Here is a 14,935-nt window from a genome sequence, read left to right on the forward strand (position 1 = left end):
CTTTACCCTCTTCGGGCAAACTTTGTCGTACGTGAGGGCTCAGCCCTGAAAAGACGCCGCGAGAAGCGAGCGAAAGCATGGGTGTCACCCAGAGTGCAACTTGCCGGCGCCATCGCAGCGTGAAACAAGTCTAGGCGCCATGGCTCTGCCAAACAACCGGTCGCACATGATTTGGCCCGTTGCCATCACATGCGTTCTTGCGAGCGCGTGCGCAGGCACCCCACCTTCGAAATCTGCGCTATCATCGCCGCCTTCCTCGACAGCCCATACGACGTCCAACACGCCTGCGCGCAGGTCCCCTAGCTCTCACTCCGTGCCTTCGAATTTTCCCTACGAATTTGCGGTCACCCGAGGGTACAGCCTTGGGTCCCCGAAAAATCTGTTCCCGACCGAAGATGGACGGACGGTTCTCTTTCTGCGGGCTCGGCCGCGCGAAGCGAGTCAGTCGCTCTGGGAGGCCGACTTGGCCACGGGGCAGATCCGCGAGCTGCTCCGCCCCGATGCGCTGAAATCCGGCCCCGAGGTGCTCTCGGTCGAGGAACGCGCGCGGCGGGAGCGCCAGCGCATCAGCACGAGCGGCTTCACGGCGTTTCGGGCCACGCGGGACGGAAGCAAGATCGTCGTTTCCCTTTCGGGCCGGCTCTACGTGTTCAACCGCGCCTCGGGTGAGGTGCGCGAGCTTGCGACCGGCACCACGGGGCAGAGCGCCGTCATCGATCCGCAGCTCTCGCCCGACGGAACTCGGGTCGCCTACGTGCGCGATCACGACGTGTACGTCATTGCGCTCGACGGCGGAAAAGAGGTGCGCGTAACCACGGGCGGTACGGCGGCGCGCACGAACGGCCTCGCGGAGTTCATCGCGCAAGAGGAGCTCGGGCGCTCGCGCGGCTATTGGTGGTCGCCCGACGGGCAGGAAATCCTCTACGAGGAGGCAGATCTCTCGCCGGTGCAGCGGCTCACGATCACCGATCCAGCGCACCCGGAGAAGCCGCCCACGCTGTTCCCCTACCCGCGCGCGGGTACGCCCAACGCCATCGTGCGGCTGGCCATTGCGCCGGTGCCTTCCAGCGGGCGCGCGGGATCGCGGCAAACGGGAACGGTTCGCAAGGTGACGTGGGATACGTCGAAGTACCCGTATTTGGCCACGGCGAACTGGTCCAAAAATGCGCCGCCCACGATCTACGTGCTCGATCGCGTGCAGCAAAATGGCCTTGTTTTGGCCATCGACCCGAAGACGGGCACCACGCGTACGCTGCTCTCCGAGCAAGACGCGGCATGGCTCAACGTCGATTCGTCGGTGCCGCGGTGGCTGCCCGACGGAAGCGGCTTCCTCTGGTCGACGGAGCGCCGGGGCACTTGGGAGCTCGAGCTGCACGACGCCCGCGGTGAGTACCGCAACACGGTCATGGGTGCCGCCGGTGGCTACCGTCACCTGCTCGCGATCGATGCCGAAAAGCGGGTCGCTTACGTGAACGCGTCCACCGATCCGACGCGCGCCGAGGTATGGGCTGCACCGCTCGATGGATCCGCACCGTCGCCGGTTGCGCGCGTGACGGATGGCACGGTGACGACATTTTTCGGCGAGGGAACGAAGGTGTTCGCCTTCGCCGAAGACTCGAAGAAGGGCGAACGCCGTTTCGGTGCACGCAAGATCGACGGCTCGTCCGAGGTGGCCATTCCCTCGCTGGCGGAGCCGCCGCCGTTCAAGCCGCAGGTGGAGTACACCACGGTGGGCGAGGAAGGCTTCCACGTGGCGCTGATCCGCCCGAGGAATTTCGACCCGTCGAAGCGCTACCCGCTCATCGACGCGGTGTACGGAGGGCCGCACTCCAACGTGGTCATCTCCGATTCGCTCGCCTACCTGCGATCCCAATGGATCGCCGACGTGACCGATGCCATCGTGGTGGCCGTCGACGTGCAAGGCACCATGTGGCGCGGCCGCGCCTGGGAGCGCAAGCTGCGCGAGCGCCTCGGCGAGGTGCCCCTCGAGGGCCACGTCGCAGCCATTTCGGCCATCGCGAAGAAGTATCCCGAGATCGACGCGAACCGCGTTGGCATTTACGGCTGGTCCTTCGGTGGGTACCTCACGTCGCTCGCGATCCTGCGGCGCCCCGACGTCTTCAAGGTCGGCGTGGCCGGTGCGCCCACGGTCGATCAGGCGGATTACGACACTTGCTACACCGAGCGGTATTTGGGCATTCCGCCCTCACCGGCCTACGAGAATGCCTCGCTTTTGACGTGGGCTGCGCGTCCGCCGACGGAGGCCTCGCCGGCCCGGCCTTTCCTCTTGGTCCACGGCACCGCCGACGACAACGTGTACTTCTCCAACTCGTTGAAGCTGGCCGACACGATGGGCAAATCGGGTCGGCCGGTCGAATTCGTACCGCTCGTCGGGGTGACGCACATGCTGTATGCGCCCGATGTGGCCGGGCCGGCGTGGACGAGAATGGCGAACTTCCTAAGGGACCATTTGTAGACGCTAGAAGATCGAGCGCGCGCTCGAAGCGGCTCGAAGCGTCTCCCGGCCACGAATGGCCTATTTGCACCCTCCCGGCGGAAGGCTCGCGACCCACTCGCGGAGCAGCGCGAGTGCTTCCTTGTGCACCAAACTGCGGCCTAGCTCGGGCATGGCGATGCTCGGTTCGGTGGAGTCCATGCGGTACGTCAAGATGGACCTGTCGGGATTGCCCGGGACCACGTCGTAATCGAAGTTGGACCCCGCCCGCCCGGCGGCAACCGGGATTTTGCACACGCCGAGGCGCATGGGATCCATCTCGCGGAATCCCAAATAGAGCCCGCTGGTGCGCGCTTCCCCGGTCGTACTATGGCAATAGGCGCAATTGCCATCGAGGTACGAACGGGCGCGGTCGTTCAGCCCCACGCTGGGATCGTCCCACACGGGCAAGCGCGGTGCACTATCCAGCGTCGCGGGGGCGCCGGAGAGAAGACCGAGATCTCGCCATTTGGCAATTTGATTGCCCTGCGTACCGTCGGCAAATGTATGCGTGCGGTTGATCTGCGCGGCATAAATGCCAATCGGCGTCGAAAACCCGTTGTTCGCGTGGCACTTGGGGCATTGGTTGGCACTGGGGATCAAATAGGTGGCATGCTGCGTGATCCCCTGCCCGTCGATGAACTCGACGGCGCGCGTGCGTCCGCCGGGCACCTTGGTCGCCACCTGTTGCGCTTCGTCCCATTGGTACGAAATGGCCTTCCACCCATCGCTCGCGCGGATGAGAAGACGTGTTTCCTCCCAGCGTACTTTCGAGTTGGGATCGCGAAAATCCTTGGGAAAGCCAAAGGACTTCGTGATGACCGCCCCCACGGGAAAGTCGAAGGTACCGTCATCCTTGTAGGTCATCGACGTTCCGCGCGGAAGGAAGATGGTTCGCTCCTTCCGCGCGTAATCGGAGAACAAGGGGGTGTTGAGATCGTAATGAACCGTTTCCTTCGCCGGCACGATGGCGCCATCGCGGATGGTGACGAGCCCGTACCGATCGAGCGTCGCATACGGCTCATTCACGTAGGTGCCATCACCACCGGCAGGAATACCTGGGTCGTCGGACGACGAGCTACTGCAGGAAAGCGCGCTGGCCGCGAGGGCCAGCACGACCATCCTGGGAAAAACCTGCCATCGAAAAAGCATCATTCGGGCAGCTTCACTTCGGGAAGGGGGGGAAGCTCGCAGCCGTACACCGTCGGGTTCATTTCGAGAATTTGCGCGAGGTTGGGCGCATCCCGAGTGAACTTGTCGAAGTGCAGATTGACCGACTCCACAGTACCCTTGTTGTTCTTCCAGCAGACCTGGTTCGGATTCACTTGGTCCGAGCTCGTTGGCGGCGTGATGCCATCGTAAATGATCTCCGGCACACGCTTCTTCGGTTCGTTGGTGTTGGGGAATGAGGTGATGCTAAGAAGCAATCCCAACTCCTTGGTACCGTCGACGTCGGTGCCGCCATTGGCGTACGTATTGTCGTGAACGTACACGTTGGTGGGATACGGCTTGGTGTACCCCGTATCCTTTATCTCCTCACCCAGAATGAAATAACTGAGGATCGACGTCTGCGTCGTGCCGTTCTTTTCGAACGTGTTGCCGAACACTTCCACGTTGGTGTTCGCCAGGACGAAGAAGCCGGTGCCGGCGGGCACGTTTTGCAACAAGCCACCGGGCGAGAAGTTCCGATGGTTGTTCTCGTGGACCTTGTTGTTGAACACGCGAATGTCGTGGCCGCCCTTTTGCTCCAGATTCGGCAAATCGAAGATGAGGATACCGCTCGCGTTGTCGTACACGTCGTTGTCGTGCACATCGGCGGTGAAGCAATTTTCGATTTCGATGCCCGCGACGTTGCCGTGCGCGTCGTTGTTTCGAACGATGATGTTCTTCGACTGGCCCACGTAAATACCGGTATCCGATGCACCGATGGTTACGCTGTTTTCGATGAGCACGTTCGTCGATTGCACGGGATAGAGACCATAGGCACCGTGCGAAGCCTCGTCGGCCGACGTCCAGTACGTCTTGACGTTGCGGAAAACGACGTTGGTCCCCTGAAGGACCTTGATGCCGTTGCCGCGGCCATCCTTCACGGTGAATCCTTCGAAGCGAATCTTCTCGACGTACTGCGCGAAGACGCTGTCATTGCTCGTCGCCGTCTGCCCCTGAAAATCGAGCACGGTCTTCTCGCGCCCGGCGCCGAGTACGGTGAAGTTCTTTACGTTGGGCGGCAACGCGAGTTGCCGGGTGAAGCTGAACGTCCCCTCACCAAATTTGATGGTGTCGCCCGACTTGGCATCACCGAGGCGATCTTGGATTTCCACTTCGGTGGTACCGGCTGCGATGAACATGCACTGGTTCGCCGCCGTGCACGTGGGATCCTTCTGCTGGGGAGGAGAAGACGGCGAATCGTCACTGCTGCAGGCAAGCAGCGACACGCCGAGGGATAAGACGCCGAACGTCGCACGGCCAAGGTGATGCGATTTCATACACAGAAGCTATCACTTTGGTCCGAACAGTAATGACCAATACGCATCCATGAAAAAGGGCCCGCACCCGGTCGGCACGAGCCCTCATAAGGGGAAAAAGGCTGCGCAATGCGTCAAGCGACGGCGCCTCGTTTGATGGGCTCAACCACTTCGGTGGAAACCGGAATAGCGCGGGCGCGAAGCACTGGTGCAAAACTGTCGCGATAGGCCCAAGCCAAATAGAGCTCCAATGCGAGAACTAAGAACGCGAGGGGCAATCCCGCTGGCGCAATGGAGAGGTGAAAGCCAACGACGTTGACGATGACCGGTGCCAACAGAAGGAGCGCGAGGGGAACGAAGCGCCCGGCGAGAAGGAGAACACCCGCCACGAGCTCGGTCAGGGCAAGAAGAGGATAGAAGTACCCCGCCGCGGCGAGCCCACCGAGAAACTGGGCGGCTTGGCCTTGGGGCGGAGGCATCGGCAGAAATTGCAGAAAGCCATTCAGGCCGAAGAGCGCAAAGATGAATCCCGCAAGAAGGCGTGCAACCCAGGGTAACTTTCCGAACAACGTGGACATGACCGAACTTCCTTTCCTGTGGACGACCGCTGTTTTGGAAGTCACTTCCTTTTCTGCGGTATGACAAGAAGGTAGATCGGCCCTTTCGAAGGTCAAGTAGCTTCCCTTTCAGAAGTACGTGACTACGCTGTTAGCAGTAGGATTTCACCGATGAGCCGTCACAGCACCCAACTTTGCCCGCGTTTTCAGATTGCCATCAACCTGGTGGGCAAGCGCTGGAACGGGCTCGTGCTTCAGGTCCTCCTGCAGGGCCCGGCTCGTTTCGGTGAGTTGCTCGAGCGCATCGAGGTCGTGGGCGACCGCATCCTTTCCGAGCGCCTGAAAGAGCTCGAGGCCGAGGGCGTGGTCGAACGCCGCGTGGTACCGACCCATCCGGTCCGCGTCGAATACGAGCTGACGGAAAAGGGACGCGCGCTCGCGCCCGTGGTCGAGGCTCTCGGAAAATGGGCCGAGCAGTGGGTCGAAGTACCGGCTGGCGAAGAAGCCGCCGAGCCGGCACCGAAAACCAAGCGAAAAGCTGGCTAAAATCAGCGCGCAACGATCCTCGAACCGAAGAGGAAAACCGCCAAGACGCCAAGAGCGCCAAGACCTGAAGGGCTTGTGAAGAGCGTTACTGGACGCTCAGCACATGGAATTTCTCTTGGCGTTCTTGGCGCCTTGGCGGTTCCCTCTCCCTTCCGCAGGTTCGAGAATCGCGCTCGCCTATGCTAGCTGCGCTCGATTAGCTCGATCTTGTAGCCGTCGGGGTCTTCGACGAAGGCAATGACGGTGGTGCCGTGCTTCATCGGTCCAGGCTCACGCGTGACCTTGCCACCGGCGGCGCGGATGCGCTCGACGGCGTCGTAGATGTTCGGCGTGGCGAGCGCGATGTGGCCGAAGGCATTGCCCAACTCGTACTTCGACGTGCCCCAGTTGTAGGTGAGCTCGAGGACGGTGTTGGCATCTTCGTCGCCGAAACCAACGAAGCACAGGGTGAATTGACCGCTCGGGTACTCCTTCTCGCGGATCACCTTCATGCCCAACACTTCGCAGTAAAATCGTTTGGAGGCTTCCAGATCGCCGACGCGAAGCATGGTGTGCAAGATGCGCATGGGCGCCATCTTACCCCGAGTTTCGCAGCGTCTCTCCCATTTCGCGTAGGTCGGGCACGACCACGGGCGGCGGATTGGCAGGCGCAGGCGGTCGCTTTGTTTCCTCGGCGGGATGGTTCACGGCCTGGAAGCGATCCTTGAGACGCAGGATGGGCTTTTCGAAGGCGTACCAGCTGGCGCTCGCAAACGCGACGGCCACACCGAACTTGAGCAAGAGGATGCTGACCGACTCGAGGGCCTCGGGTGCTTCGAGTGGATCGGTGATGCCGAGGCGGTTGGTGAGCTTGTCGACGAAGACGTCGGCCGGCCTGTGCAGAAGGTACGTGCCGTAGCAGATCTTGCCGAGGTAACGGAGGGACGAGACGCGCAGCAGGGAGGTCACGCGCTCGTTGCGGCGCTGCAGGACGAACAAGACGAGGAGGCCGAACGTGACCGCCACGACGGAGTAGCCGAGCACGCGTCCCCAGGGAGTGGTGCGGGTGAGCAGGCCGAGCGGAAAGCCCACCGCCCAAACGAGAAGTGCGGCCCCCAGCGCGCGGGCCACCGTTTTTCGATCGAACGAGGTGGAGCGCACCATCAGGGCCAAGAGGCAGCCCAAGGAGATGCAGTCCATGCGGCACGGCGTGGCGAGGTATTGAATGCGCTCATTTCCGGGGGCGAGGAGCAGGGCCACCAAGCGGAAGATCGGCGCGGCCACGATGAGACCGAGCAGGAGCTTGCGGAGCTTCGCCGTGTCGAGGATGGCCACGACGAAGGGAAAGACGATGTAAAACTGCTCCTCGATGGCCAGCGACCAGATGGGGCCGAGCACGAACGGCGGCTCGTAGCCGATGGTCTCGGGGACGTTGCCCAAGTAGAGGATGTACCAAAGCGGCGAGCCGGCCGTCTTGATGAAGGACGTCTCGAAGTACGGACCGCGCTGCATGAGCGGGAAGACGACCAGGCAGCCGAGGACGAAGACGTAATAGAGCGGAAAGATCCGCAGCATGCGCCGCGCGTAGAAGTTCCGGAAGTAATGCGGATCGCTTCGCGTATCGAGCAGGATGCCGGCGATGAGGAAGCCGCTGATCACGAAGAAGAGATCGACGCCCACCCACCCGAGCTCCGCCACCTTCGCGAAGCGATGCAGCGGCCCTTGGTCGGGCCAGAAGCGATGAAGAAGAACCAGAGAGATGGCGATGCCGCGAAGGCCGTCGAGCTCTCGAATGAAGCCCCGAGTGAGTCCGTTTTTCACCAACACGAGATCGGTGCCAGAAATGTGCCGTGTTCAGGGTTTAGGGTTTAGGGGTCAGGGTTTGGGGAACGCACGTGCGCTGCGTGTGCGTTGGGGCAAAGTGCTACGCGAGTCGGGCGTGCCAGGCTCCTAAACCCTAAACCCTAAACCCTAAACCCTTCGGTACGACGATTGCTCCGCCCGGTAGGCCATGAGACGAACCAGAGCGGGAAGTACCTGGTCGCCGCGCAGCGCCGCAGTATTCATCGCGTTGTTCGTCGGCGGAGCCTTTGCGGCGTGCAGCTCATCGTCATCCGACGGCGACACGACGCCGGATGCGGCGCCCCCTCGCGATAGCTCGACGATGCAGGACACCGGTACCGACGCGCACGATGCATCCGATGCGAAGGTGCAGGACGCCCCCTCGGACGCGCCCCGTGTCGATGCGGCCGATGGCTCCATCACCGATGCGGGACAGGATACCTCGACGACGGATTCCGGGCTGCCGCCCGCGGCCTCTTTGTGGGCCGGCCCGGCGCTGCCCGCGTTCGACATGGCGACGGTGACGCACGTAAGGCAAGTGCGCGCGACGGGGCAGACGAAGGCCAATCGCTTGGCGGTGGTGGCCAAATTCGGTGACTCCATCACGGCGTCGACGAGCTTCTTCTACGACGTGGGCGATGGAAAAGCCGTCTTGGGAGATTACGGAGCGCTCCAAGGAACCATCGACGCCATTCGCGCAGTCGATGTCGGCGATGGGAAAAACTCGTTCAACCGCGTGAGCACCGGCGCCGTGGGCGGATGGTACGCGAGCGACGCCCTGCGGCCGACGGACCATGTGAAAGGTGAGGTGACGGCTCTGCGACCGGGCTACGCCATCGTCGAGTTCGGAACGAACAACGACGGCAACCCGTCGGTGCTCGCCACGGACCTGAACACCATCATCGACGAGATCGAGGCCGAGGGAACCGTGGCCGTCATCAGCACCATCCCGGATCGGATGGATTACGAGGGCGCCGGCGGAAACATCCGCTCGATGAATGTGCAGATCCGCAACATCGCGTCGACACGGCACCTGCCGATGATCGACCTGTTTGCGGGGCTCGCGGGCCTGCCCCAGGCCGGGCTCGGGCCCGACAAGATCCACCCCTCCGTCGGCGCCAATGGAACGTCGGGCAACTTCACCTCGGCGTACATCACCGTTTATGGCTACAACGTGCGCAACCTCACGGCGATTCAAATGCTCGACCGGCTGCGCGCTCTGCCGCAGTGAAAATGCGGTAACTTGTCAGCGCTTTCGATGATGTATGCGCCTGACACCATTTCGCGGTTCCTTTGGAGCATCGGCAAGCGTGCCGAGGCGGACTTTTACCTCGCGCTGTTTCGCGCCGAGACGAAGGAGCGATTTGCGACCATCGCGGTGGACGGGCCCGTGCTCACGCATGCCCTGGATGCCTTGGTGGTCGATCTCCGTTTTCTGTCCGAGCTCGGTTTGGTGCCCATCATCGTGCTGGGGCTGCTCGATGCGGACGACGTCATCAAGCATGCCTCGTCGTTGGCCCTGGAGCTTGCCCGTGTGGACGTCTCGTCCACCGTCATCGAACACCCGACCCCGGCCGAAGCTGCCGAGGCCGCCCGTGTGGCGGCGCGCGATGGGGTCATTCCCATTCTTCCGCTCGCCTCGCCGCCTTCGCCGGCATCGGGTGGTCGCCCGCTGGCCGATCGCTTCGAGATGGTGCGCGTCTTCTTGGACACCATTCAGACGCGCAAGCTCATTTTCCTCCAGCGGCGCGGAGGCATCTTGCTCGATGGGCGCGCGGTGAGCCTCGTCGAGCTCAATGCCGATTTGCTCACGTTGGTGACGTCGAAGGACGTGTCGCGCAAGCAGAAGACGATCTTGAACGGCATCGCGTACCTCATCGATCGGCTCACGCATCGATGCACCTTCGCGATGACGTCGCCCATCGAGCTTTTGCGCGAGCTCTTCACCACGGGCGGTTCGGGAACGATGGTGCGCCGTGCCGCCCGCGTGGAACGGTACGAGGGCTTCGGCTCGCTCGATACCGCGCGGCTCGTGACCATGCTCGAATCGGCATTCGAGCGGCCACTCAGCGAGGGATTTCTCGAGCGCCCGGTTTCGCGCATCTACCTCGAGGAGCACTACCGCGGGGCCGCGTTGGTCCTGGAGACGCCCCTGGGTGCGTACATGAGCAAATTCGCCGTCGGGCGCGAGGCGCAGGGCGAAGGCCTCGGCAAGGACGTGTGGGGCGCGCTCACGCAGGATTATGCGAACGTGTTTTGGCGATCGCGCACGAAGAACGCCATCAACGCTTGGTACACGAAACAGTGCGACGGGATGATCCGCACCGGCGTGTGGCAGGTGTTCTGGCGAGGGCTTTCCCCCGAGCGCATCCCCGAGGCCATCGCCTTCGCCCTCGACCAGCCGAAAGATTTTCCGCGGGTCGAGGGCGAGAGCACTTCGTCACTGGGCGGTTAGCGGAGGTCCCTTTCCAGGGCGACGGCATCATGCTGCGGGGCGCGGGAATGCTCGGGCGCCGCCGTCACGGTCGTCTGGCACTTGGAAGGATCTTGCAGCGCCGTGCTTGCATCCGGGGCCAACTTCTCCCAGGGCTTTGCGGCGTTGCGGAAGGCTTCCCACGCATCGCCGTGCGAGCCGGCGACCTTGTTGGCTTCGCACACGATCTTGCGCTGGTTCGCAGCGGACAGCGGCACGCTCTGGAGCTTGCCGCCCACCGCAGCGAGCGCCGTGTGGTCGGACAATGCCGCGATGCCCTTCCACACATTGAGGAGCCGGCCTTGCGTGGTCGTTTCCGCGATGTGGTCGCGGAAGAATTTCTGCCACGCGGGCACGTCCGCGTCGGGCACCTTCGAGTAGCGCTCGGCGGCGGCTTGCGACGCGAGACGTGAGACGGCCTGATCGCGCAGGAGCAACGAGGGCGCATTCGCGGCCAGGTTGCTCGCGAACGTGAAACTCTTGGTCGGCCCGTAGTCGAAGGAGAGCAGGTAATTCTTGCGGCCTGCATTCTTCGCGTCGATGGTGCCTTCCAGCTCGCCATCGAACCAGACTTGCGGCGTCTCGGAACCGCACAACGCGAGGCGCGTGTTGTACGAGTTGAGCGCGGGCTTCGTGACGATGCCGGTGAGCGCCGCCGTCCAGGGACCTTTGTCCGTGGCGCGGGAGAGCCACTGGCAACCCGCAACCTCGGCGGTGAACTTGGCCGAGCGCGAGTCCAGACCATCGTAGAACGACGGCATGGCACTGGGCTCGAACGGCGCAGGCGATGCCTGCTGCTCCAGCAGAATGCGCTCCTGCACGGCGGACGATCCGGCGGTGAATTGCTTGCGTGCCCCCTCCGTCATGGGCACCATGCGCGGGGAGAGCGCACCGTAATATTCCGTCGGATTCACGGTGAACGAGTCGTCCCAGCTCGGGTGCACCTCGCGCGGGTCGTAGACGAGATACGAGCCCTCGGGGAGGTTCACGGTGAGCGGGGTGCCGGGCGTGAGCTTCTTCGTCTCGCCGACGTTTCCGTCCTTGTCGACGACGACGATGTCGATCGGATCGAGCAGCGCGGCGGAAGGATCGCTCAAGGTCAGCTTCACGTCGCCCGCAGTCCCCGCATCGCCAACGGCCGGCGCCTCGATGGCGACCCCCGGCGGCTCCTTCTTCTCGAGCGTGGCCAGGATCTTCGTGATGGCCGCGTCGTCCAGCTTGGGCGCGAAGCCCCGCACGAACTGTTCACCGGTGAGGGTACCGGCGGGGTGCGCCTGCAAAATGCCTTTGAGCGATCCCCAGAAGGCGTCCTCTCCAACGCGCGCGCGGATCTGCGTGATGGTCCACGCCGCGCGGCCGTACGGGCCATCGGTGTATTTGGCGCTGCCCGTCAGCGACTTGTCGACGATCGCGTCCGCGGGGTCGAAGCCGAAGGTCCGCCCGAAGAGGCGCACGTTCTTCGATTCGCCCGTCTCGCGGTGTTGGCGCTCGGCCTCCGAGGCCAGCAAGGTGGCCATGCCTTCTTTGAACCACACGTCGTCGTACGTGTGCATCGTGACCCAATCGCCGAACCAGTGGTGCGCCAGCTCGTGCGCGTTGAGGCCGAAGCCGACGGTCCCCTGCCCCGAGCTCTCTTGGTTGAAGGTGATGGTGGCGTTCTCCATTCCACCGCCGAACTCCGGCAGCAGCACCACGGAGTAGCGATCGAACGGGTATTCGCCCACCAGCTTGCCGAAGGTCTCCATCAACTCGGCCAAAAGACTGAGATGCGCCTCGGTGTCCAGGACCAGGCCTTTGCGGTACCAGACGCTGAGCGGCTTGTGCGTCGCCGTCGCGGCGCGATCTTTGTGCTCGAGTTGCCCGCCGGCGAAGGCCATGAGGTACGTCGGCAGCGGCGTCGCGATGCGGTAGCCCACGGTGCGTGAGCCATCCTTCTTCTCGTCCTTCACGCGTTCGCCGTTGGAGATCACGTCTTCGTCGTCGGCGACGGTGAGCTCGGCCGACCAGAGCGCGCGGTCCGAGGGATGGTCGTTGGACACGAGCCAATTGCGGGCGCGGTCCGGCTCGGAGCTGGTGAAGACCACGCGCGAGGTCACCGGATCGCCATCCCGTCCCTTGGAGGCAAACAGCGAGCGCGATAGCGGGGCTTCGTACTTCACCACGAACGTGATGGCGCCTTGTTCGGCGGGAACTTGGGCGAGGTTCACGTGCAGAACCTTCTGCGTGGAATCGTAGGCCCACGGGACGTCCGTGCCCTTCGCCGTCACGCCTTTGACCTCGACGTTCGCATCGAGGGCCACTACCGTGTTCGTCTTGGTCAGCGTGAGGGAGACATCTTCCTCCGCGATCAAACGCTGTTTTGTCCAATCGTACCGCGCACGCAGCGCATACGATTTCGCATCGTAGTCGCGTGTGCCCGTGCATCCCGAGCACGTCCCCGCGTCACCCGCATCGGGGGTCACATTGGCATCGGGCCCCGCGTCGCCAGGCGGCGGTTTCGATCCTGGGGAATCGTCCCCGCAATTCCAAAGAAAGAGCCCGACGGCCGACACGACAGCCGTGCGGAATAATACCGTTTTCATTCTAGGACCTCACTGGTTCGTAGGTGGGCCCCACAGGGAGTAGCACTGAAACGGCTACAAGATCGAGCACGAGCGCGAGCAATCACGAACACCATCCCCGTGCCCGTGCCCGTGCCCGTGCCCGTGCTCCTGATCGTGTTCGTGTTCGTGATCGTGGTCGTGCACGTGCACGCGCACGCGCTCGTGCTCGAAGAGCTAATTGGACATCATCGCGCCGAAACTCAAATCCGCATCAACCTCCACGCCGAGCTCGAGCCCGCTTCCTCCCGCGTAATTCGAGCCAATCCACGCTTCATCCACCCGCAATCGCTTGTAACGCGTGGAGTCACTGGAGGCAGCCCACGTGCTCACCACCTCCAGCCGCACGTGGCGCGTATTAACCGCAGTCAAATCGATGAACTGCACCCCGCGATGGCTCGGCAGCGTACCCGTTTTGACGGGATTGCCCCAATTGGAACCATCGTTCGACACGTAAACCCGATAATCGCGAATGCGCGCCGATTGTTCCGTGTCGGATCGGGAATAGCTCACCGAGTCCTCCCGTTGATTGATCCCAAGGTATTGCACCCGCTTCGTTCCCCCCAAATCGAACCGAAGTGACACCGGTGTCACCTTGTTGCTATCCCAATAGGACAGGTAGTCACCATCCGCCGCCTCGGATGGTCCGTGCCCACTCGCCGAGGAGCTCGCGCTCATGGTGTACGTCGAAGGCGGAATGATGCCTTCGCGCGCCACCGTCTGCACGCGGAAGACCGTATCGTAATCGTCCCACGCGGAGATGCCGCTCAAGTTCAGCTTCCCGCCTCCCTGCGTGAAGTTCACCCGCGCTCCGCTGCGCAAGTTCGTCACACTCGCCACGCGGTAGCCGTTGTCGCGCACCGTGAGCGTGCTGCCCGATGGGCGCGTGATCACGTGGATGTAGTGCACGTTCGGATCGTTCTTTTTGACGGTGGTCACGCCATGGGCACCGTCGTTCCAGAACCCCGGTTTGAGACCGCCGTAGAGATACCCTCCCCCCTCGGTGCCCTCCAGCGATTCCCAAATCCCTTGCAAATAGCCATTGGCGAAGTTGTTGAAATTCACCTGGTTCGAGGGGAATTTGCCATTCACCATCGCCGTCTCGGCCATGAGCGACTTGATGGACGATCCCGCGTTGGTGATGTACCGCCCAATCGTCAGCTTGTAGTCCACCTCGGAATTGCTCCCGCTGTACCACCACGCCCCGCCCGTGGGCAGCTTGTAGTCGGCCTCGATCAAACGAGGGCCCGACGTGTACACCGCCTGCGGGTAATCGTAGCTCGGCGTCATGCCGGTCTTCTGCTCGTTGCTGATCATATCCATGATCGGCGTATCTTCGTTGTTGTTGCTCAACGTGAAGCTGGGCCTGTCCTTGCGGATCTTTTCGTACAGCCCGTGCGATTCCCAATACGCGTTGTCGTTGTCGATCCAGAAGCCCGACAGATTCGGGTACTTCTGCATCACCTCCACGAACTGGTCGTAGCTAAACTCGCCGAAGCCATCGCGCGTGGACAGGTCCACGTCGTGGCCTTTGTAGTCCGAATAGGCCTGCGAGTTGAGCCAGCTCTGGCCGGAGGGCAGCCCCTCGGTGTGCCACTTCGGGTCGTCGGTCATGTAGAGAATGACCTTGAGCCCCTTGGCACTGGCGGCCGTGATCAGCTCGCCAAGGAAGTCTCGGCTAGACCGACAGCTCCCAGGTATGACCGACGGCCAGGGACGCGCGTACCCAAGGCGACTGTGGAAGGTGGCCAGGACGAGGTACTGCGTGTGGAGCTTCTGAGCCTCGGTCACCCAATAACTGGGACTCCAGCCTCCGCTTGTGACGGCGGATTCCCAAGCGCTGCAGCTCGTGTAACCAGGGGATGTTCGCATTCCCCAATGCAAGAAGAGCCCGCCTTGTGATTCTCTCAGGTACTGTTGGCGCGGGTGGGTGAGTTCGGCATGGGCCGGAACGGTGGAGCCGAAGATGATGGCCATCA

The 14,935-nt window shown here is 62.8% G+C and carries 11 protein-coding genes; 4 read left to right on the forward strand and 7 right to left on the reverse strand.

The window, feature by feature from the left end; all coding sequences use genetic code 11:
* Nucleotides 1–313: 313 nt before the first annotated feature.
* Nucleotides 314–2,476 carry a S9 family peptidase gene (locus LZC95_37610; GenBank protein WXA92159.1) on the forward strand — a complete coding sequence of 721 codons (2,163 nt, stop codon included), beginning with the start codon at nucleotides 314–316 and terminating at the stop codon, nucleotides 2,474–2,476.
* Between the two features lie 60 nt (nucleotides 2,477–2,536).
* Here LZC95_37610 and LZC95_37615 read toward each other — a convergent pair whose 3' ends face one another.
* From LZC95_37615 to LZC95_37625, 3 genes are all read right to left on the reverse strand, one after another.
* A complete protein-coding gene (locus tag LZC95_37615) occupies nucleotides 2,537–3,649 on the reverse strand; it encodes a hypothetical protein (GenBank protein WXA92160.1) in 1,113 nt (370 codons plus the stop codon).
* Entirely contained in the window at nucleotides 3,646–4,980 is a 1,335-nt protein-coding gene (locus LZC95_37620) for a right-handed parallel beta-helix repeat-containing protein (GenBank protein WXA92161.1), read from the reverse strand. Before LZC95_37620 ends, LZC95_37615 begins: the two co-directional genes overlap by 4 nt.
* 113 nt (nucleotides 4,981–5,093) lie before the next feature.
* Entirely contained in the window at nucleotides 5,094–5,537 is a 444-nt protein-coding gene (locus tag LZC95_37625) for a DoxX family protein (GenBank protein WXA92162.1), read from the reverse strand.
* Between the two features lie 150 nt (nucleotides 5,538–5,687).
* Between LZC95_37625 and LZC95_37630 the strand changes: the two genes are divergently transcribed.
* Nucleotides 5,688–6,062 carry a helix-turn-helix transcriptional regulator gene (locus LZC95_37630; protein WXA92163.1) on the forward strand — a complete coding sequence of 125 codons (375 nt, stop codon included), beginning with the start codon at nucleotides 5,688–5,690 and terminating at the stop codon, nucleotides 6,060–6,062.
* Between the two features lie 182 nt (nucleotides 6,063–6,244).
* Here LZC95_37630 and gloA read toward each other — a convergent pair whose 3' ends face one another.
* On the reverse strand, nucleotides 6,245–6,628 hold the full coding sequence (gene gloA, locus LZC95_37635) for a lactoylglutathione lyase (protein WXA92164.1): 384 nt from the start codon (nucleotides 6,626–6,628) through the stop codon (nucleotides 6,245–6,247).
* A 10-nt stretch (nucleotides 6,629–6,638) separates the two neighbouring features.
* Entirely contained in the window at nucleotides 6,639–7,862 is a 1,224-nt protein-coding gene (locus tag LZC95_37640; protein WXA92165.1) for an acyltransferase, read from the reverse strand.
* Between the two features lie 190 nt (nucleotides 7,863–8,052).
* On the opposite strand from LZC95_37640, the gene LZC95_37645 reads away from it, so the two are divergent.
* Both LZC95_37645 and LZC95_37650 read left to right on the forward strand, forming a co-directional pair.
* Nucleotides 8,053–9,114 carry a hypothetical protein gene (locus LZC95_37645; protein ID WXA92166.1) on the forward strand — a complete coding sequence of 354 codons (1,062 nt, stop codon included), beginning with the start codon at nucleotides 8,053–8,055 and terminating at the stop codon, nucleotides 9,112–9,114.
* Nucleotides 9,115–9,141: 27 nt separating this feature from the next.
* A complete protein-coding gene (locus LZC95_37650; GenBank protein ID WXA92167.1) occupies nucleotides 9,142–10,338 on the forward strand; it encodes a hypothetical protein in 1,197 nt (398 codons plus the stop codon).
* Here the strand turns inward: LZC95_37650 and LZC95_37655 are convergent.
* Together LZC95_37655 and LZC95_37660 are read right to left on the reverse strand one after the other, a co-directional pair.
* Nucleotides 10,335–12,938 (reverse strand): hypothetical protein, encoded by a 2,604-nt coding sequence (locus tag LZC95_37655; protein WXA92168.1) that lies wholly within the window; start codon nucleotides 12,936–12,938, stop codon nucleotides 10,335–10,337. The genes LZC95_37650 and LZC95_37655 overlap by 4 nt on opposite strands.
* A 195-nt stretch (nucleotides 12,939–13,133) precedes the next feature.
* A complete protein-coding gene (locus LZC95_37660; protein WXA92169.1) occupies nucleotides 13,134–14,933 on the reverse strand; it encodes a discoidin domain-containing protein in 1,800 nt (599 codons plus the stop codon).
* Nucleotides 14,934–14,935: the final 2 nt, after the last annotated feature.

The organism is Sorangiineae bacterium MSr12523 (assembly GCA_037157775.1).
GTDB lineage: Bacteria > Myxococcota_A > Polyangia > Polyangiales > Polyangiaceae > Pendulispora > Pendulispora brunnea.

What these genes read in the sequence shown, in the direction of transcription:
- LZC95_37615 (WXA92160.1), bottom strand. Translation starts at nt 3,649, where the DNA reads ATGATGCTTTTTCGATGGCAGGTTTTTCCCAGGATGGTCGTGCTGGCC.
- LZC95_37620 (WXA92161.1), bottom strand. Translation starts at nt 4,980, where the DNA reads ATGAAATCGCATCACCTTGGCCGTGCGACGTTCGGCGTCTTATCCCTC.
- LZC95_37625 (WXA92162.1), bottom strand. Translation starts at nt 5,537, where the DNA reads ATGTCCACGTTGTTCGGAAAGTTACCCTGGGTTGCACGCCTTCTTGCG.
- LZC95_37630 (WXA92163.1), top strand. Translation starts at nt 5,688, where the DNA reads ATGAGCCGTCACAGCACCCAACTTTGCCCGCGTTTTCAGATTGCCATC.
- gloA (WXA92164.1), bottom strand. Translation starts at nt 6,628, where the DNA reads ATGCGCATCTTGCACACCATGCTTCGCGTCGGCGATCTGGAAGCCTCC.
- LZC95_37645 (WXA92166.1), top strand. Translation starts at nt 8,053, where the DNA reads ATGAGACGAACCAGAGCGGGAAGTACCTGGTCGCCGCGCAGCGCCGCA.
- LZC95_37650 (WXA92167.1), top strand. Translation starts at nt 9,142, where the DNA reads ATGATGTATGCGCCTGACACCATTTCGCGGTTCCTTTGGAGCATCGGC.
- LZC95_37655 (WXA92168.1), bottom strand. Translation starts at nt 12,938, where the DNA reads ATGAAAACGGTATTATTCCGCACGGCTGTCGTGTCGGCCGTCGGGCTC.
- LZC95_37660 (WXA92169.1), bottom strand. Translation starts at nt 14,933, where the DNA reads ATGGCCATCATCTTCGGCTCCACCGTTCCGGCCCATGCCGAACTCACC.